Annotated in this window: 16 protein-coding genes; 15 read left to right on the top strand and 1 reads right to left on the bottom strand. The window is 39.0% G+C overall.

What is annotated here, in order from left to right; genetic code table 11:
• The 8 genes from BMX63_RS12985 to pyrE are packed head-to-tail and all read left to right on the top strand — an operon-like array spanning position 1 to position 9,465.
• Complete coding sequence (locus tag BMX63_RS12985) at positions 1–903, top strand: aspartate carbamoyltransferase catalytic subunit (RefSeq protein WP_093136428.1); 903 nt, start codon at positions 1–3, stop codon at positions 901–903.
• A complete protein-coding gene (locus BMX63_RS12980; protein ID WP_093136427.1) occupies positions 887–2,173 on the top strand; it encodes a dihydroorotase in 1,287 nt (428 codons plus the stop codon). Before BMX63_RS12985 ends, BMX63_RS12980 begins: the two co-directional genes overlap by 17 nt.
• Positions 2,170–3,261, top strand: a complete 1,092-nt coding sequence (locus BMX63_RS12975) for a carbamoyl phosphate synthase small subunit (protein ID WP_093136425.1) — start codon at positions 2,170–2,172, stop codon at positions 3,259–3,261. The genes BMX63_RS12980 and BMX63_RS12975 overlap by 4 nt, the downstream gene beginning before the upstream one ends.
• Positions 3,258–6,458, top strand: a complete 3,201-nt coding sequence (gene carB / locus BMX63_RS12970; RefSeq protein WP_093136424.1) for a carbamoyl-phosphate synthase large subunit — start codon at positions 3,258–3,260, stop codon at positions 6,456–6,458. The genes BMX63_RS12975 and carB overlap by 4 nt, the downstream gene beginning before the upstream one ends.
• Positions 6,455–7,231: a dihydroorotate dehydrogenase electron transfer subunit gene (locus tag BMX63_RS12965; protein ID WP_093136422.1), complete on the top strand. Its 777-nt coding sequence runs from the start codon at positions 6,455–6,457 to the stop codon at positions 7,229–7,231. The genes carB and BMX63_RS12965 overlap by 4 nt, the downstream gene beginning before the upstream one ends.
• Complete coding sequence (locus tag BMX63_RS12960; protein ID WP_093136420.1) at positions 7,228–8,142, top strand: dihydroorotate dehydrogenase; 915 nt, start codon at positions 7,228–7,230, stop codon at positions 8,140–8,142. The genes BMX63_RS12965 and BMX63_RS12960 overlap by 4 nt, the downstream gene beginning before the upstream one ends.
• The gene (pyrF, locus tag BMX63_RS12955) at positions 8,139–8,849 is read left to right on the top strand and encodes an orotidine-5'-phosphate decarboxylase (RefSeq protein ID WP_093136418.1); all 711 of its coding nucleotides are present in this window, start codon (positions 8,139–8,141) and stop codon (positions 8,847–8,849) included. Before BMX63_RS12960 ends, pyrF begins: the two co-directional genes overlap by 4 nt.
• Positions 8,842–9,465 (top strand): orotate phosphoribosyltransferase, encoded by a 624-nt coding sequence (gene pyrE / locus BMX63_RS12950; RefSeq protein ID WP_093136417.1) that lies wholly within the window; start codon positions 8,842–8,844, stop codon positions 9,463–9,465. Before pyrF ends, pyrE begins: the two co-directional genes overlap by 8 nt.
• 474 nt (positions 9,466–9,939) lie before the next feature.
• On the opposite strand, the gene BMX63_RS12945 is transcribed toward pyrE, so the two are convergent.
• Positions 9,940–11,652 carry an Rqc2 family fibronectin-binding protein gene (locus tag BMX63_RS12945; protein ID WP_093136416.1) on the bottom strand — a complete coding sequence of 571 codons (1,713 nt, stop codon included), beginning with the start codon at positions 11,650–11,652 and terminating at the stop codon, positions 9,940–9,942.
• 94 nt (positions 11,653–11,746) lie between these two features.
• On the opposite strand from BMX63_RS12945, the gene BMX63_RS12940 reads away from it, so the two are divergent.
• The 7 genes from BMX63_RS12940 to priA all read left to right on the top strand — a co-directional run bounded on the left by BMX63_RS12940 (position 11,747) and on the right by priA (position 20,432).
• The gene (locus BMX63_RS12940) at positions 11,747–14,407 is read left to right on the top strand and encodes a calcium-translocating P-type ATPase, SERCA-type (protein ID WP_093136415.1); all 2,661 of its coding nucleotides are present in this window, start codon (positions 11,747–11,749) and stop codon (positions 14,405–14,407) included.
• Between the two features lie 129 nt (positions 14,408–14,536).
• Positions 14,537–15,418, top strand: coding sequence for a YicC/YloC family endoribonuclease (locus BMX63_RS12935; RefSeq protein WP_093136414.1), 882 nt, complete (start codon positions 14,537–14,539; stop codon positions 15,416–15,418).
• A gap of 145 nt (positions 15,419–15,563) precedes the next feature.
• Positions 15,564–15,827, top strand: coding sequence for an extracellular matrix/biofilm regulator RemA (remA, locus tag BMX63_RS12930; RefSeq protein WP_093136413.1), 264 nt, complete (start codon positions 15,564–15,566; stop codon positions 15,825–15,827).
• An 11-nt stretch (positions 15,828–15,838) separates the two neighbouring features.
• The gene (gene gmk, locus BMX63_RS12925; RefSeq protein ID WP_093136412.1) at positions 15,839–16,459 is read left to right on the top strand and encodes a guanylate kinase; all 621 of its coding nucleotides are present in this window, start codon (positions 15,839–15,841) and stop codon (positions 16,457–16,459) included.
• On the top strand, positions 16,456–16,662 hold the full coding sequence (gene rpoZ, locus BMX63_RS12920; protein WP_093136411.1) for a DNA-directed RNA polymerase subunit omega: 207 nt from the start codon (positions 16,456–16,458) through the stop codon (positions 16,660–16,662). Before gmk ends, rpoZ begins: the two co-directional genes overlap by 4 nt.
• A gap of 150 nt (positions 16,663–16,812) precedes the next feature.
• Complete coding sequence (gene coaBC, locus BMX63_RS12915; protein ID WP_093136410.1) at positions 16,813–18,027, top strand: bifunctional phosphopantothenoylcysteine decarboxylase/phosphopantothenate--cysteine ligase CoaBC; 1,215 nt, start codon at positions 16,813–16,815, stop codon at positions 18,025–18,027.
• The gene (priA, locus tag BMX63_RS12910; RefSeq protein WP_093136409.1) at positions 18,024–20,432 is read left to right on the top strand and encodes a primosomal protein N'; all 2,409 of its coding nucleotides are present in this window, start codon (positions 18,024–18,026) and stop codon (positions 20,430–20,432) included. Before coaBC ends, priA begins: the two co-directional genes overlap by 4 nt.
• Positions 20,433–20,444: the final 12 nt, after the last annotated feature.

The following is a 20,444-nucleotide window of genomic DNA, read 5'->3' as shown; positions in this document are numbered from 1 at the left end:
ATGGAACACGTACTTTCAATGAAGGATTTAACGCGTGATGAAATCTATTCACTACTTGATGATGCTCAAAAGATCATAAATGGTGAACAACTTCACATCCAGAAGAAAACGTTGGCGTTACTCTTTTTTGAACCAAGTACACGTACAAAAATGAGCTTTGAAATGGCTGCACACCGTCTGGGCATTTCTCTTCTCCATTTTACTAAAGACACATCAAGTGTACAAAAGGGAGAGAGCCTTTACGATACGGTCAAAACCTTAGAAGCGCTTGGGACTAATCTTGTGGTTATTCGTCATCCTGATGATGCTTTTTATCAAATATTAAAAGAAAAAGTAAATATCCCGCTTGTGAATGCAGGTGATGGAAAAGGTGAACATCCTACCCAATGTTTATTGGATCTTTTCACTATCTATCAAGAATTTGGCACGTTTAAAAATTTAAACATTACCATAGCTGGAGATATTCTTCACAGTCGGGTCGCAAAGTCCAATGCATATGCATTAAAAAATTTAGGAGCGGTTGTGAAGTTTGCCGCTCCTTTCATATGGAGAGATGAGGATATACCAGTGGACTATGTTTCCATCGATGAAGCAGTTGAACAAAGTGATGTACTCATGCTTTTAAGGGTCCAGAAAGAACGTCATCAAGCATCAGCTATACCTCAAGTGGAAGATTATTTATCTAACTATGGACTAACCATAGAACGGGAAAAAAGAATGAAGCAGGGAAGTATCATTTTACATCCTGCTCCGGTAAATCGCGGGGTTGAAATTGATGATAGATTAGTAGAATGCAAACGGTCCAGAATATTTAAGCAAATGCATAATGGAGTGGCTATCAGGATGGCGATTATCCACCAACTGTTAAAAGAAAGGGGCAAACTAAATGTCGTTGCTAATTAAAGACATCATCCTTCCAGAATCTGTCAATCAAGGTGAACGCAATGAGATTTACATAAAAGAGGGAAAAATTCATGCGATAGGGAAACGTCTTAATGCAGAAGCAGATCAAGTCATCAATGGGAACGGAAATCTTCTTTTACCAGGATTGATTGATATTCATGTTCATCTTCGCGAGCCTGGAGGAGAAGCAAAAGAAACAATTGAAACGGGTACATTAGCAGCTGCGAGGGGGGGATTTACAACCGTTTGTGCCATGCCTAATACAAAACCTGTTCCAGATTCAGATGATTCCCTGCAAGAAATCCTAACTCGTATTAAGCCCAGAGCAAACGTAAGGGTACTGCCATATGCATCCATCACAGAAAATCAGCAAGGACAGAAGTTGACAAATGTAAAGTCATTAAAAGCATTAGGTGCAGTAGCTTTTACAGATGATGGATTTGGTGTTCAATCCGCAGAAATGATGTTTAAAGCGATGAAAGAGGCTTCTGAAATGGATGCATCCATTGTTGCCCATTGTGAGGACATTGATCTCGTATATAAGGGAGTTATACATGAAGGAAGGAAAAATCATGACCTGAAACTTCCAGGGATTCCTTCAGTAAGCGAATCGGTTCACATTGCAAGGGATATATTACTGGCTGAAGCTACAGGCTGTCATTATCACGTCTGTCATGTAAGTTCAAAGGAATCGGTAAGAGTGATTAGAGATGCCAAAAAAGCGGGGATTCACGTTACCGCAGAAGTAACTCCACATCATTTACTTTTAAATGAAGAAGATATATCCAGTAATGATGCGAACTATAAAATGAATCCCCCTTTGCGTTCAAGGGATGATCAAGCCGCTTTAATCGAAGGGTTATTAGATGGAACGATTGATTGTATTGCAACAGATCACGCCCCACACACAAAAGAAGAAAAGGGTGGTGGCTTTTTACATGCTCCTTTTGGAATTGTCGGTTTAGAAACCGCCTTTCCGCTTTTATACAGCCAGTTCGTAAAACCAGGAATTCTTTCTTTACAACGATTAGTTGAACTGCTAACTGTTGAACCCGCAAACATTTTTGGTCTTCCTTATGGCAAACTAACGCTTGGAAGTAGTGCCGATGTTGTTTTAATAGATTTGCAAAAGGAAAAAAGCATTGATCCCAGTCAATTTGTATCTAAAGGAAGAAATACACCGTTTCAAGGCTGGAAGGTACAGGGCTGGCCGGTACTAACGATTGTAAACGGGAAAATGGCATGGAAGGAGGGGGATTCAATCCAATGATACAACGAAAACTTGTTTTAGAAGATGGAACAGTGTTTAAAGGTGAAGGGATAGGTAGTGAAAAAGAGGTTATGGGGGAAGTGGTCTTTAATACAGGTATGACAGGCTATCAGGAAATCATATCAGACCCGTCTTATTGCGGGCAAATTGTTACACTAACTTATCCGCAAACAGGCATTTATGGGGTGAATATGGATGACTTTGAGACAGTTGACCCAAGTATCGGCGGCCTAGTAGTAAAAGAAAGCTGTGATTCGCCTTCCCATTTCCGAAGTGAACAAACGTTAGATCAATTCTTAAAAATGAAGAACATTCCAGGAATACAGGGAATTGATACCCGGAAATTAACGAAACGAATCCGAAGCAGAGGTACGTTAAAGGGAATCCTTACCTCCTCTGAAACTCCAGATGAGATTATCGTTCGTCAACTATCGGAAGCAATACCGCCCTCTGATCAAGTTAAACAAGTATCAACTATGAAACCTTATGTAGTTCCGGGTAGAGGCCAACGAATCGTTTTGATAGATTATGGAATGAAGCATGGCATTTTACGAGAATTAACGAAGCGCAATTGTCATGTTACCGTTGTACCTTATGACACAACGGGTGAGGCAATTAAACAACTAAAGCCTGATGGAATTATGCTCACAAATGGTCCAGGTAATCCAAAGTGTGTACCAGAGGCTATTGAGACGATTCAATCATTGATAGGAGGAATACCAATATTCGGTATTTGCTTAGGTCATCAGCTGATTGCTCTAGCATGTGGAGCAGATACCCACCCTTTAAAGTTTGGTCATCGGGGTTCAAATCATCCCGTATTTGATAACGAGAGCGGCCGTGTTTGGATGACCTCTCAAAACCACGGGTATGCAGTTGACGTTTCATCATTACAAAATACTGAATTAGAAATGAATCAATATGCTTTAAATGATGGAACTGTTGAAGGACTCAGACATAAAAGATATCCAGTCTTTTCCGTTCAGTACCATCCGGAAAGTTCACCTGGACCACAGGATTCAAATTCGCTTTTTGATCGTTTTCTAACAATGATTCTTGAGCACAAAAGACAGGGGGTACAATCATGACCAAATGTACAGACATTCATAAAATCCTGGTGATTGGATCAGGACCTATTGTCATTGGGCAAGCCGCTGAATTTGATTATTCTGGAACACAAGCTTGTCAATCGCTAAAAGAAGAAGGCTATGAAGTACTGCTAGCAAACTCCAATCCCGCCACGATTATGACGGATCAAACGGTTGCAGATAAAGTATACATGGAGCCATTAACGGTTGATTTCGTAACGAAAATTATTCGAAAGGAACAGCCTGACGCGATTTTACCGACACTAGGTGGGCAAACAGGGCTAAATTTAGCTATGCAATTAAATGATAGTGGAATTTTGGTCGAGTATAACGTTGAAGTTTTAGGTACACGACTGGATGCTATACAGAAAGCGGAGGATCGGGATCAATTCCGGTCCCTTATGAAAGAAATGGGGGAACCTGTACCTGAAAGTACCATTGTGAGCAATGAAGAGCAGGCACTTTCATTTGCCCGTCAAATTGGGTATCCCGTGATTGTTCGTCCCGCTTATACCCTTGGTGGAACAGGTGGGGGGATGTGTGATAATGAAGAATCATTACTTGAGATCATTCGTCATGGTCTCATGACATCTCCTGTTCACCAATGCTTAATCGAAAAAAGCATTGCCGGCTTTAAAGAAATTGAATATGAAGTAATGCGTGACTGTCATGATCATGCGATTGTCGTTTGTAACATGGAAAATGTTGATCCAGTTGGGATTCATACAGGAGATTCTATTGTTACGGCACCCTCTCAGACACTAACAGATCGTGAGTACCAAATGCTGAGGGATGTTTCTTTAAAAATTATCCGTGAATTGGAGATTGAAGGAGGCTGTAATGTTCAACTGGCTTTAGACCCAAATAGCTTTCAATATTATGTCATTGAAGTAAACCCGCGAGTAAGTCGTTCATCTGCACTAGCATCTAAAGCAACGGGCTATCCAATTGCCAAAATTGCAGCTAAAATCGCTGTCGGATTAACATTAGATGAAATGAAAAATCCGATTACAGGAAATACATATGCCTGTTTTGAACCTGCTCTTGATTATATCGTAACCAAAATTCCGAGATGGCCCTTTGACAAATTTAGTTCAGGTAATCGAAATTTAGGTACGCAAATGAAAGGAACAGGTGAAGTGATGGCAATCGGTCGTACATTTGAAGAATCGATTTTGAAGGCTGTTCGTTCCCTTGAAGTAGATACAATTGAACTCTACAGAAATGAATATGAAGGAATGAGTAAAGAACACATCATGGAACGATTAAAGCGAGCAGATGATGAGCGGTTGTTTCTTCTGGCAGAAGCATTAAGACAGGGGTTTACCATTCATGACTTGCATAAATGGACGAAAATTGACTTTTATTTCTTATCAAAAATCGAAAAAATCATTAAATGGGAATCAAAATTAAGCCAAAATTGCTGGAATAAAAACACTTTGGCAAATGTAAAGCCATTAGGCTTTTCGGATGAAGCGATAGCAAGATTATGGAATACGAGCGTTTTGGAGGTTGAAACCTTCCGTAAACAACAGGATATTATACCTGTTTATAAGATGGTCGATACGTGCGCTGCTGAATTTGAGTCGACAACACCTTATTTTTATAGCACCTACGAAGAAGAGAATGAATCGAATCCATCTAATCGTAAAAAAGTTGTAGTGCTTGGTTCAGGGCCCATTCGAATTGGTCAAGGTATTGAGTTTGATTATGAGACGGTACATTCTGTTTTAGCCTTAAAAGAAGTGGGTTACGAAGCTATTATTGTCAATAACAATCCTGAGACAGTCTCCACGGATTTTAGTGTTTCGGATAAATTATACTTTGAACCCTTAACGATAGAAGATGTCATGAATGTTATTGATCTGGAACAGCCAGAAGGGGTGATTGTTCAATTTGGGGGTCAAACCGCTATTTCTCTTGCAGAAGGCCTTGCAAAAAGAGGTGTCCGGATCTTGGGAACAGACCTTGAATCAATTGATGCTACAGAAGATCGTAACCAATTTGAAAAAACGTTAGATCGATTAAACATTGCAAGACCAAAAGCGAAAATCGCAACATCCATTCCAGAAGCCATAGAGAGCGCGGAAAAATTAGGATTTCCAGTACTTGTCCGTCCATCCTATGTACTGGGGGGAAGAGCAATGGAGATTGTTTATGAGCGTGAAGATTTAGATCGCTATATGAAGGAAGCTGTAAAGGTTCACAAGGATCATCCTGTTTTAATTGATCGATACTTAACGGGCATTGAAATGGAAGTTGATGCGATTTGTGACGGTGAAACAGTTGTTATTCCTGGAATCATGGAACATATTGAGCGGGCAGGTGTTCATTCAGGAGATTCAATTGCCGTATACCCAACTCAACGATTGAGTGATAGCCAAAAGAATCGTTGTATCGAAATCACCCAAAAACTGGCCAAAGAATTAGGTGTCATTGGTTTAATCAATATTCAATTCGTTTTACATGAAGATATAATCTATGTCCTTGAAGTTAATCCCCGAGCAAGCCGTACAATACCATTTTTAAGCAAAGTAACTGGACTAATTATGGCAAATTTAGCGACAAAGGTTATGTTGGGAACGAAGCTGAAAACGTTAGGATATAAAAGTGGTGTGTTACCAGAAGCAGAGGTGGTATCTGTTAAGGTTCCGGTCTTCTCCTTTGAAAAATTACGGAGGGTAGACATTAGTTTAGGACCAGAAATGAAATCAACAGGAGAAGTCATTGGCCGGGATATCAATTTAGAAAAAGCATTATACAAGGGATTATCTGCATCTGGATTAAGCATACCAAATGGTGGTGCAGTGTTACTTACCGTTGCAGACAAAGATAAAGAAGAAATGAAAGGGATAGCGAGCAGGTTTCATAATCTTGGATTTAAAATTTTAGCTACAGAAGGAACAGGCAGATTATTGGAACAATTAAACATTCCGGTAAGTAAAGTCGGTAAAATTGGAGCAAGAGCTCAAAGTGTACTGGATGTGATTGAAAATGGAGATGTACAGTTTGTAATTAATACGTTAACAAAAGGAAAGCAGCCCCATACCGATGGATTTAGAATAAGGCGCGAGGCAGTCGAACATGGGATTGCATGTTTTACTTCGCTGGATACTGCAAGAGCTATGTTACGTGTAATCGAATCGATGACCTTTACGGCGAGCTGTATGCCTAAGCAAGAGGTGGTATTAACATGATAAAAGAGGAATGGATGACAATTGTCCAAAATAAACCTCTTGCCCTGGATACGTACGAGATGATTCTATCTGGAGAACTTGCAGATTTTATCCCAGATTCTGGTCAATTTCTTCATATTAGGATAGGTGAGGGGATGACGCACCTATTAAGACGCCCCATCTCCATTACAAATGTGAATCCTGAAGGTAAAAGGATAACGATTATTTATAAAATGATCGGAGAAGGAACGAAATGGTTAAAGGAACAACAACCTGGACATAAGCTTCATGTATTAGGCCCAAGGGGGAATGGATTTCCTGTTGAGGATGTCAAATATGAAAAAATTTTACTTGTTGGGGGAGGGGTTGGAGTCCCCCCTCTCTACTATTTAGCCCGAAAACTTATTAATCAACATAATCAAGTCATAACAGTATTGGGGTTTCAAACGAAGAAAGCTGTTTTTTATGAAAAGAAGTTTGCTCAACTAGGAAATATGTTATTAGTAACAGAAGACGGAACAGCCGGTTTTAAAGGGAGAGTAACGGACTTTTTACCCTCATTTCGGGATGAAATTGATCGCTATTATACCTGTGGTCCTGCTGGAATGTTAAAGGCTGTTACAAAATGTATGGACACAATACCTGGATTTCTTTCCTTAGAAGAAAGAATGGGTTGTGGCATCGGCGCCTGCTTTGCCTGTGTATGTAAAACGAGTGACCCTCACGATCATAAAGGATACCGAAAAATTTGTAAGGATGGCCCTGTTTTTTCGGCGAGAGAGGTGATTTTATGACAGATTTAGCGGTCTCAATTCCTGGCTTACAGTTGAAAAATCCGGTTATGCCTGCTTCTGGCTGTTTTGGTTTTGGGCAGGAGTTCAGTGAGTTTTTTGACTTGAGTAAGCTAGGGGCATTGGTTCTAAAAGCGGCGACTTTAAAACCAAGGTATGGTAATGAAACCCCCCGAGTGGCAGAAACCCATTCAGGGATGTTAAATGCGATAGGACTGCAAAATCCTGGGGTGAAGCAGATTATTCAGGATGAACTCCCGTTTTTAGATTCATATCAAGTGCCGATTATTGCAAACGTAGCAGGAAGCACGGTAGAAGAGTACGTAGAAGTGGCGAAAACCATCTCGCAATCTTCTAATATTCAGGCTCTGGAACTAAACATATCGTGTCCAAATGTAAAAGAGGGTGGCATCCAGTTTGGGACCGATCCGAAACGTTCCGCAAATGTCACAGAACAGGTAAAAAAAGTAACAAATAAACCGGTTTATGTAAAACTTTCACCTAATGTCACAAATATTGTAGCAATGGCAAAAGCACAAGCTTCAGCAGGTGCTGATGGTTTGTCTATGATTAATACACTGACTGCTATGAAAATGGATCTAAACACGCAAAAACCAGTACTTGCTAATGTAACAGGCGGATTATCTGGTCCTGCCATTAAACCCATTGCTATCCGAATGATTTATCAAGTTAGACAAGAGGTAGATTTACCCATTATCGGTATGGGCGGAATAACTTCAAGTGAAGATGTGCTGGAATTTTTACTTGCTGGAGCAAATGCGGTAGCTATAGGGACGGCTAATTTTCAAAATCCTTATATATGTTCAAATATCATTGATGAATTACCATCGACATTAGAGAAATATGGGTATTCATCCGTCCAGAATTGTTCGGCCAAGGGGGTTACAGAATGAACAAACCAGTCTACCTGGCGTTAGATTTTCAAACGCTGTCTGAAGCTACTGCTTTTTTACAAAATAACGAATTACAAGGGGTGCCGGTTAAAGTAGGAATGGAGCTTTTTTACCGTGAAGGTCCAAAAGTGATTGAGGAACTGAAAAAGAATGAACACCCTATTTTTCTGGATTTAAAACTCCATGATATTCCCAATACCGTCAAATCTGCCATGAAAAATTTAGCAAGTATAGGTGTAGATATTGTGAATGTACATACTGCTGGTGGTCTTCATATGATGACAGCTGCAAAAGAAGGGCTTGATAGGGGTACAAATGCAAATGTTAAACCCCCCCTTTTATTGGCTGTCACACAACTTACTTCAACCGATGAAAAAATGCTAAATCGTGAACTTGGCATTTCATGGTCCATGAATAGAACGATTGAGGAATATGCCGCATTAGCTTGCCAATCAGGTGTTGACGGCGTTATTTGCTCTGTTCATGAAGTACCTCTTATAAAGAAAGCGTGTGGAAGGGCTTTTCTAACCTGTACTCCAGGGATTCGATTTGATGATGATCGCTTAGAAGACCAAAAGAGAGTAGCAACCCCTCGAGATGCTAAACAACGAGGAAGTGATATGATTGTGATGGGGAGAAGTATTACGAGAGCCATCCATCCAAAAAAACAATATGAACGAGTAGTAAAGGAGTGGAAGGATGAATAGAAAAACGTTTGTGGCCAGCCAATTAATGAAAGCAGGAGCACTTCAAGTTCGGACAGAGGCTCCCTTTACATGGTCATCAGGAATCCAATCGCCGATTTATTGTGATAATCGGATCCTGATGTCCTTTCCAAAAGTAAGAAAAAACATTACAGCCTATTTTGCCGAGGTTATCTCTAATCAATATCCTGAAACAGACATTATTGCGGGTTGTGCAACAGCTGGGATTCCTCATGCGGCTTGGGTAGCAGATCAATTAGAGCTGCCGATGGTATATGTTAGGGGGAAGGCTAAAGCGCATGGAAAACAAAATCAAATAGAAGGAAATTTGTCAAAAGGGCAAAAGGTCATTGTCATTGAGGACTTAGTATCTACGGGAATGAGTGTGTTGAATGCTGCTAAAACGATTGAAAGGTCCGGAGGAGAAGTGATGGCAATGTTATCTATATTTACTTATGGGCTAACCGCTAGTCTAAAAAACTTTAAGTCTGCTCGAATTCGTTATGAAAGTTTAACAGACTTTGATACTCTTTTATCCCATATGAACCATAACAAACAGATTTCACAACAACAAAAAGAGGATTTACTTAAGTGGCGTGACCACTTATCGATATCATAGAGCATGTATTTGGATTTGAAGCGATATTTTCTGCCGATATAGGTTTCTTTGGTCTGGTTAATTGGGATCATTGCATCTAACCGAGAGTCATTGTACAATAATCCAAGGAAAAAATAAACAAAGGCTGTGATGACTTGAAAATATCAAAATGGGCCTGGTTAATCGTAGGGAATGCCGCACTCGGACTATTTACATGTTATTTATATATCTATTTATGGGTTACACTTTCTATGGAGGAGTCAGAATCTATTTTCTCATGGAAAGCAAGTATAAGTTTCCTCATAGGAATCCTTATTTTTGCAGGCTGGAATTATTTCATGTTCCGGCGTCATAACAACAAATATTGGGGTCATAGTGGTTTTACCTATCTCGCAACCATTCTTTTGTTTATCCTTTTGTTTCAATACATATAAGAAATTTCTTATCCCAATAAAAGTCAGGCTGTCCCAATGCTTCAGGGTCAGCCTTCTTTCGTTATGATCTATCCTTTTTCATTTCGTGAATCTTCTTTTCAGTCGGAGTAACAAAAACGGTTTTCTGGTTTTCATAGATGACATAACCGGGTTTTGCGCCATTTGGTTTATGCACATGTTTTACTTTTGTATAATCAATTGGAACGGTTGATGACATTTTCGATTTGCTATAGAAAGCGGCAAGTTGTGCAGCTTCCTGGATGGTTTCCTCATTTGGACGGGTATCTCTAATTAAGACATGGGATCCCGGTATGTCCTTTGCATGAAGCCAAATTTCTTCTTTATTGGCTAAGCGATTGGTTAAATATTCATTTTGCTTGTTATTGCGTCCAACTAAAATCAATGTTCCATCAGAAGCTTGATATTCATCCAGCTGAGGCTTCTGATTCTTTTTCTTCTTTTGCTTATTCCTTTTTTTCTTAATAAACCCTTGTTCTTGGAGTTCTTCGCGTATCTCTTCTAAATCCTGCTCCCTTGCTGACTCTAATTGCTGCATCAACTGCTCTAAATACTGAATCTCCTCATTTGCTTTATCAATCTCTTTTGTGACCACTTCTTTTGATTTCTTTAACTTATGATAGGTTTGAAACAGGCTCTGGGCATTTTCGCTGGGTGTTTTGTTTGGATTAAGTTCAATTTCAATCTCCGCCTGTTCAGGATCATAGTAATCAATAACCTTTACGGAAGAATCACCTGTTTTAATCAGGTGCATATTGGCTGTTAATAATTCTCCCAGCTTTTGATAAACCTCTGCTTTTTCAGCCTTTTTCAACGTTTGTTGATGTTTTTTGATTTTGCGTTTATTTTTGTCACGTTCGTTTTTTAAAAGACGATATATGTCACCCATTTGCTGCTTAACCCTATCTCGTTCTGCTTTGCCTCGATAATAGGTGTCTAACATTTCACTTATAGAAGCATAGGTTATGCGTTCATTTGGAAGGGAATCCAGATAAAAGACATAGAATTGCTCCTTATTTCCTTGATAAATCGTCGGTGTATAGTTGTGCTCTTTTAAATCTTTTTGAAAGTCTTCGAAAACATCCTTATATTTCCGGGCTGAACCAAGATGAGCACGGTGCTCTAGTTCTCTAGCCATTAATGGAGACAGTCCCATTAGGGTTTGGACCATTTGCTGATCGAGCTTACCTCCATTAAAGTCCAGTTTTTGTACAAATCGTTCCCCATCAATTTCTAAAGGATGGAGTTTATTTTGCTCAGGAGGAAAGACATAGGGCTGGCCCGGTAAAATGGTGCGATGGCGATTTTGGGTTGGTGGAATATGCTTCATACTATCCAAAATAACGTTTTTCTCCTCATCAACCAGCATTATATTGCTATGCTTGCCCATTATTTCTACGATTAAGGATTTACTTGTTATATCACCGATTTCATCCTTGGTGTATATACGAAAACGAATCATACGCTCCATATCTTTTTGCTCAACTTTTTCAATAAATCCCCCAGAAAGATATTTCCTCAGTAACATACAAAACATTGGCGGTTCCTTTGGGTTCGTAAGGGATTCATTCGTTAAATGCAAACGGGCGTAGCTTGGATGTACAGACAAAAGAAGCTTATGATTCTCTCCATGACTACGCACGGTTATGACTAACTCACTGTTGGTTGGCTGATAAATTTTTAATATACGTCCTGTTGTTAGCTTCGTTGATAGTTCATTGACAACAGCACGTGTTACTACTCCATCAAATGACAATCTCATCACCTCATATCATACACAAAGTATAGCATTTTTTTGGGCTTGTCTGAATAGATATACACAAGAAGCTCTTAGATGGGGGTATTGGATTGTGAAGTGGTATACGAAAAATCAAGCAGAAATAGAAGAAAAGCTCCAGACTGATATGCGTTTTGGTTTAACCGAAAAACAAGCTTATAATCGTTTACAGCAACAAGGAGAAAATACAATTGCAGACCAGGAAAAAATATCAAGATTTTATTTGTTTGTCCAGCAATTCAAAGATTTTATGGTGCTTGTCCTACTGGGTGCTACTTTAATATCTGGTTTGTTAGGAGAATACATAGATGCCATAGCGATTATGGCGATTGTTCTCTTGAACGGATTATTGGGATTTTTTCAGGAGCAAAAAGCTGAAAAATCGTTGTCAAAATTAAAGGAATTATCTGCCCCGGTTGTTACGGTATTACAGGAAGGAGTATGGGTCAACAAATCAAGCCGGGAACTCGTTTCAGGCGATATTGTCAAAATCAGGACAGGAGACCGCGTTAGTGCAGATGTCCGTTTATTAGAAATCAATAGCCTTGAAATTGAAGAATCGGTATTAACTGGGGAATCTATTCCTGCCGTTAAGGATGATAAACCCATTCACAAAGAAAATGTAGAACTTGGTGATCAGCAGAATATGGCCTTCTCCGGTACTTTAGTTACAAGAGGCAGTGGAATGGGAGTTGTAGTGGCTACAGGGATGTCCACTGCTATGGGTCAAATTGCTTCCATGCTTTCTTCGACCGAACGTATGCCTACACCACTTGAAAGAAAGCTGGAAGAATTGGGGAAGATTTTAATTGTTACAGCCATACTATTAACAGTTGCTGTAGCCCTTTTAGGGATATATCAGGGGCATCCGATTTACGAAATGTTCTTAGCAGGTGTGTCGTTAGCTGTTGCAGCAATACCTGAAGGGCTGCCGGCTATAGTGACAGTTGCCCTTTCATTAGGGGTACAGCGAATGATTAAACGTAAAGCAGTTGTTCGTAAGCTTTCTGCTGTGGAAACATTAGGAGCCGCATCTGTTATCTGTTCAGATAAAACCGGAACCCTTACCCAAAATCAAATGACAGTAAGACAAATATATGTACCGAAAAAGCATTTTTTTGTAACCGGAAAAGGATATAATCCTAAAGGGAAATTTTTATTAAATCGTAAAAGAGTAGATCCTTTACATTCAGAATCGCTTAGTCATTTATTACGATATATTTTATTGTGCAGTCATGCAGAAATCATGAATAATAAGGGTAATTATCAAATCGATGGTGATCCTACTGAAGGTGCTCTTGTTGTGGCGGCAGAAAAGGCGGGGTTATCGCGACACAGCTTACAAGGAATGAAAGTCATTCGTGAAATTCCTTTTGATTCTTCCAGAAAGCGGATGTCTGTAGTGGTTGAAGATGAAAAAGGTAAACGTTTTGTTATTACAAAAGGAGCTCCTGATGTTTTGTTAAAACGGACAAGCTGGATTCAGGATGGCAAGGAAAAATTACCCTTTACACCAAAAAAAGAAAAGCATATCCAGCATATGATGCAAAGGATGACCAATGAAGCATTACGTACTATCGCTGTATGTGTAAAAGAAATAGGTGCATCAAAAAACGATCAGGATTTTCAATTAGAAAGCGATTTGACTTTTATAGGATTGTTCGGTCTAATGGATCCACCACGCGAGGATGTAGGGGAAGCTATTAATATTTGTCGTGATGCGGGTGTAAAAACGGTCATGATTACGGGAGATCATGTTAATACAGCTCAAGCTATTGCCAGACAATTACAGCTTCTTCCTCCCAATGGAAAGGTTTTAGATGGTTATCAAATAAGTGCAATGAATGATGAGGAACTAGAAGCCCTTATTCCTGATGTTTATGTTTTTGCTCGTGTTACTCCAGAGCATAAATTACGTATTGTAAAAGCTTTTCAAAATAATGGACATGTTGTAGCGATGACAGGAGATGGGGTGAATGATGCACCTGCTATCAAGGCCAGTGATATTGGAATAAGCATGGGGAAAAGTGGTACAGACGTTACAAAAGAGGCATCTTCTCTTGTATTAATGGATGATCATTTTGCTACCATTAAATCGGCTATAGAAGAAGGAAGAAATATTTATGAGAATATACGTAAATTTATTCGTTATTTGTTAGCATCTAATGTAGGAGAAATTTTAGTCATGTTATTTGCTATGATGTTAGCCATGCCTTTACCTTTAGTTCCTGTTCAAATCTTATGGGTGAATTTAGTTACAGATGGGTTGCCAGCACTAGCTTTAGGACTGGACCAGCCGGAAAGAGATGTAATGAAACGACCGCCACGCAATCAAAAAGAGAGTGTCTTCTCGAGAGGATTGGGTTATAAAATCGTAAGCAGAGGGTTTCTAATTGGCTTAGTGACTTTATTGGCCTTTATGTTCGCCTATCAAAAAAATCCTGATCATTTAGAATACGCCCAGACGATTGCCTTTACAACTTTAGTAATGTCACAGCTTATTCATGTTTTTGATTGTCGATCAGATAATTCGGTATTTTCACGTAACCCTATTGGAAATCTTTATTTAGTAGGAGCGGTACTGTCATCCGTTTTATTACTACTAGTTGTCGTGTACTATGAACCCTTGCAACCCATTTTTCATACAGTAGAGTTACCTTTGACAGAATGGATATATATATTAGCTTTAAGTGCGATTCCAACTCTGATTTGGATGCCTTCTCGAAAAGAATAAAAACGATAGAATCGGTACTTGTAACAGTGAATTTTGACATATCTATTAGAAATTCCGGGAAAATCATGATAAAATAAAGAATATCGTAGCATTTATCCTATAATTGGTAACAGAATGGAAGTGAGTATTTTGGTTAAAAGTATGACAGGCTACGGTAGAGAAGTCGCAGCAATCGGGGAAACAAGAGTTACAGTAGAAGTTCGCACTGTCAATCATCGATTTTTAGACCTGTCGATAAAAATGCCAAAAATGCTTCTATATGTTGAAGAGAAAATCAAAAAACAGGCCAGAACATACTTTACACGTGGCAGAGTGGATGTAATGGTAACCATTGAAGGAGAAGGACTTGTAAATCGTAAGCTTCACATTGACTGGCCTCTCTTAGATCAATATATAGAAAAGATGGAGCTTCTAAAAAACCGCTATCATTTGTCTGAATCCGTTACAATACAAGATATAGTACAGCTTGAAGATGCATTTTCTATTGTTGAACAGGAAAAAACGGATAATGAATTTGAAACTTTGCTACTTCAAACATGCGACAGAGCTTTAAAGAAATCATTGGAAATGAGACAACGGGAAGGAGAAGTTATTTTCAATGATTTACAGCAACGAGTCTTGTATATCCAATCCATTGTACAGAAACTGGATAGGAATCGTGATTTCATCATGGAAGAATATCGAAAGCGGATTCGAAATCGAATTGAAGAGTATTTAAACGATGAGCTTCGTGAGGATGACCGAAAAGTCATACAAGAAGTCGCACTATTAGCTGAGAAAGGTGATATTACAGAAGAAGTTACAAGACTCTTCAGTCATATTGATCAATTTATAGCAACCCTGCAAAAAAATGAATCAATAGGAAGAAAACTTGATTTTATCATTCAGGAAATGCATCGTGAAATCAACACAATCGGTTCTAAATCCAACGACGGCCATATAACAGAATGGGTTGTAAACGTCAAAAGTGAAGTAGAAAAACTAAAAGAGCAGATTCAAAATGTTGAATAAAACCGAATAATCGTGTATATTTTGAAGAAAAGCGAGAGACAATACCGAGTTTAATGGAAAGATTAGGGTTCGTTAGCATTAGCAAAATCAAAAATAGCTGTTGTAAATAGAAACAGAAAGGCTAAAATTAGAGGAGGAACCATATTTGAGTTTAAAATTAATTAATATTGGCTTTGGAAACGTTGTATCAGCTAATCGAATTATTTCAATTGTATCGCCGGAGTCAGCACCAATAAAACGAATTATAACCGTTGCAAGAGACAATAATAAACTGATAGACGCTACATATGGGAGACGTACACGTGCTGTGATTGTGGCAGACAGTGACCATGTTATTCTTTCTGCTGTACAGCCAGAAACAGTTGGTCAACGTGTCATTAGTAACGATGACATGTCGGATGAAGGCTAGGAGGCAATATTGTGATTGATAAGAAAGGTATCTTGTTTATTTTATCCGGTCCATCAGGAGTCGGAAAAGGCACCGTAAGAAAGGCTCTATTCGATCAGGCAACAGACTTACAATATTCGATATCTGTTACAACAAGAAAACCCAGAAACGGAGAAAAGCATGGGGTTGACTACTTCTTTCATGAAAAAGAGGAAGTAGAAAAAATGATTGAGCAAAATAAACTGCTCGAATGGGCAGAATATGTTGGAAACTATTATGGAACCCCTAGAGAATATGTAGAAGAAACACTCGATTCAGGTAAAGATGTTTTTCTCGAAATAGAAGTTCAAGGGGCATTACAGGTGAAAGATAATTTTCCTGAAGGTGTTTTTATCTTCTTATTTCCCCCAAGCCTTGAAGAGCTGAAAAATCGAATTATCAATAGAGGAACAGAATCGGAAGACCTGGTCAGGAATCGTTTATTAGCTGCTAAAGAAGAAATTGAAATGATGGAAGCGTATGATTACGTAGTAGTGAATGATGAAGTAAATCACGCTGTAGAGAAAATAAACTCAATTGTTCAGGCAGAACATTGTAATAGAGAGCGAATTGCTGAAGAGTATAAAAAAGCGTTGGAGAGTGATATGGAATGATGTTAGAACCATCTGTAGATGAATTGCTTGAAAAGGTAAATTCAAAATACGCTTTAGTCATCTTGTCCGCTAAGCGTGCGAGAGAATTGCAATTTACGAAAGATCCGATGATTGATCATGTCAAATCCAATAAATTAGTCGGGACTGCACTGGAGGAAATTCGGGCTGAGCAACTGGAAACAGCTAATCATGATTATGAATAATCACCCGTAATCGTTGAAATAACAACCTTAATAGGGTTGTTATTTTTTGCACTTTATAAGTACCATAAAAGATTTTTAGATAGGCCCAATTGATTTACGGCACTCTTTTTTAGCCTGTGAGGGATGAATTATCAAGGGGGAATCAAACCAATGGTAAAAGGAAAAAAAGTCGTTTTAGGTGTATCGGGAGGTATAGCTGCATATAAGGCATGTGCACTAACCAGTAAGCTTGTACAAAAAGGAGCTGTAGTGAAGGTTATTATGACAGAACATGCCAGGGAATTTGTCACTCCTTTAACATTTCAAGCTTTATCAAGACAGCCGGTGTTTACAGATACCTTTGATGAAAAAGATCCGGAAAAAATTGCTCATATTGACTTAGCTGATTGGGCAGATTTATTTATTTTAGCTCCAGCAACAGCAAACACGATTGGGAAAGCCGCAAACGGTATAGCTGATGATATGCTGACTACAACCTTACTTGCAACAAGTGCTAACGTTTTTGTGGCCCCAGCTATGAATGTACACATGTATGCTCATCCTGCAGTACAAAAAAATATGCAGACGTTAACGGAGTATGGTTATCAATTTATTGAACCTGGTGAAGGTTTACTTGCTTGCGGGTATGTAGGTAAAGGTCGACTGGAAGAGCCTGAATCAATTATAGAAGTAATAGAAAAGCAGATGGATGCTGACGAATCTCCTTCTTATCTTAGAGGAAAGCAGATTGTAGTCACGGCTGGACCTACTCGGGAATCCCTTGATCCTGTCCGGTTTTTTACCAATCGTTCATCAGGAAAAATGGGATATGCAATCGCTGAAATAGCAGCAAATCTCGGTGCACATGTTACTTTAATATCTGGACCGTCTCCGCTCGATGTACCCCATGGTGTCAAGCGAATTGATGTAGAAACAGCTGAAGATATGTATAAAGAAGTCCTTCGACACTATGAGCAGGCTGATATTGTTATAAAAGCAGCCGCTGTTGCAGATTACCGACCTAAGATTACGTTCGATCAAAAAATGAAAAAACAGGAAGAATCACTTGTCGTTGAGATGGAACGCACGCAAGATATCTTAAAAGCCTTAGGGGAGAAAAAGGAACAGCAATACTTAGTTGGATTTGCTGCGGAAACAACGAACGCCCTTCAATATGGAAAAGAGAAATTAGATAGAAAAAATTTAGATGCTGTCATCATTAATGATGTCAGTCAGGAAGGAGCGGGCTTTTCCGGGGATACAAATGAAGCTACTTTTATATCAAAACAAGGAAGAGTTGAACAGCTTCCATTATCCTCAAAAAGACAAATTGCCCGTCAACTGTTTTCTTTAATAGAGGAAGAATTAAAGGGTGTAGAACAGTGACCATTGCAAGTGTTATAGTAGATGTCCCTTCCATGGCTATTGATCACGTTTTTGATTACCGTGTTCCTGAAAGATATGAAGATAGCTTAGAAGAAGGAATGCGTGTAATTATACCCTTTGGCCCACGAAAAGTGATGGGGTTTGTTGTGAAAATCAAACCGGATACAGATGTTGTGCAATTAAAAGAGATTCATGAAGTAATGGATTATACACCTGTCTTAACAAAAGAACTATTAGAACTTGGCACGTGGATTGCAAATAAAACCTTAAGTTTCCAGATTACTTCCCTTCAGGTAATGCTTCCACAAGTTCTCAAAGCAAAGTATAAAAAAGAACTTTGGTTACTAGCAGAAGAGATAGAATTGACTGAAGCGCTGCAAACATTATTTGCTGGGCGAGTTGTTGTATCATTTGAGGAAATCGAAGAAAGGAATATTCCATACTCTCAAATTCAAAAAGCGATTAAAGATGGAAATGTTGAAGTTCGATATATCGTGAAGAGTAAAGAAACAAAAAAGAAAATAACCTGGGCACAGCCAATAGACGTGCTTCAGTTAGAAGAAGCGCTTATCGATATACCAAAACAAGCGAAAAAACAAAAAGCTATTGTAGAATTCTTTCTACATAATCCTGAACCAGTTCCTATGAAGAAGCTGATGGAAAGACTAAATACAACTAGGTCTACGGTAAAATCACTGACTGAACGTGGATTAATCGAAGTATTTGAAAAAGAAGTATATCGGGATCCCTATGAAAATCGTGATTTTGAAAGAACAGAGCCGCTTCCCTTAACAGAGGAACAATCAGAAGCTATTACACCGATCCATCGCTCCATCAAGGAATCTGCTCATGAAGTCTTTTTACTTCATGGTGTTACAGGCAGTGGAAAAACAGAGGTTTACCTCCAATCCATCCAGAAAGCACTGGATAAAGGGGAAGAAGCCATTGTTCTTGTTCCTGAAATATCCTTAACACCGCAAATGGTCCAGCGATTTAAAGGAAGATTTGGTTCTGAGGTCGCCGTTATGCATAGTGGTCTATCAGCAGGTGAAAAATTTGATGAATGGCGCAAAATACTACGAAAAGAAGTACGGGTAGTTGTGGGTGCACGTTCGGCTATTTTTGCTCCTTTTGAAAATCTCGGAATTATTATCATCGATGAAGAACACGAGAACAGTTATAAACAGGATGATACCCCGCGCTATCATGCACGTGATATTGCTATTTTTCGAGGAGAATATCATCAATGTCCTGTTATTCTTGGCAGTGCAACGCCTACGCTTGAGACTTTTGCTAGGGCAAAAAAAGGAGTTTATCAATTACTGACTCTATCCAAACGTATGAATAATCAAAGTATGCCAGAGGTGGAAATTGTTGATATGCGTAAGGAGCTTCATCAGGGTAACCGGTCTATGTTTTCTTTTCCTTTGCAAGAACGCATTCGCGACCGTTTGCAAAAACATGAACAAATTGTACTGCTCCTAAATCGCAGGGGCTACTCTACATTTGTCATGTGCAGAGATTGCGGCACAACGATGCAATGCCCTCACTGTGATATCTCATTAACGTATCACAGAAAACAGGAACGTCTAAAATGTCATTACTGTTCTTATGAAATCCCTATGCCCCAAACGTGCCCTGAATGCGGAAGCGAGTCGATTCGCTATTTTGGTACGGGAACTCAGAAAGTAGAAGAATCCCTTCAACAGACTTTCCCGGAAGCACGAATTATCCGTATGGATGTGGATACTACTCGTAGAAAAGGCGCTCATGAAAAGTTATTGAATCAATTCAGGGAAGGAAAGGCTGATATTCTATTAGGTACCCAAATGATTGCAAAAGGTCTTGATTTTAATAATGTGACTCTGGTAGGTGTGCTTGCTGCTGATTCTATGCTATACATACCAGATTTTCGTTCATCTGAAAAAACCTTTCAATTGTTAACACAGGTCAGTGGTAGAGCTGGTCGTCATGAACTTCCAGGTGAGGTTGTTGTCCAAACGTATACACCTGACCATTATAGTATAGAGATGGCAAGCCAATATCAATATGATGACTTCTTCCAGTATGAAATGAGGATGCGAAAGAGATTTCAATATCCACCCTATTATTTTTTGGCTTTAGTAACAGTGTCTCACCCTAATAATGCGTATGTAGTCCAAGTGACCCAAAAAATTGTGAAATCATTAAACCATATGAGCATGAATCGAACACAAATACTAGGTCCCACACCATCTCCTATTACAAGGATAAAAAATAGATATCGCTATCAATGCATGATAAAATACAAAAATGAACCAAACCTTTATGAGAATATGAAAAGCATCATACAACAATATGAAAAGGAAATACAGTCAAAGGATTTGCAAATATCTATTGACTTTCAACCAACGCAAATGATGTAGAAGGAGTGTCAA

It is taken from the genome of Salinibacillus kushneri (genome assembly GCF_900111405.1).
GTDB classification, from domain to species: domain Bacteria; phylum Bacillota; class Bacilli; order Bacillales; family Alkalibacillaceae; genus Salinibacillus; species Salinibacillus kushneri.
This window is presented reverse-complemented; position numbering and strand designations above follow the sequence as displayed.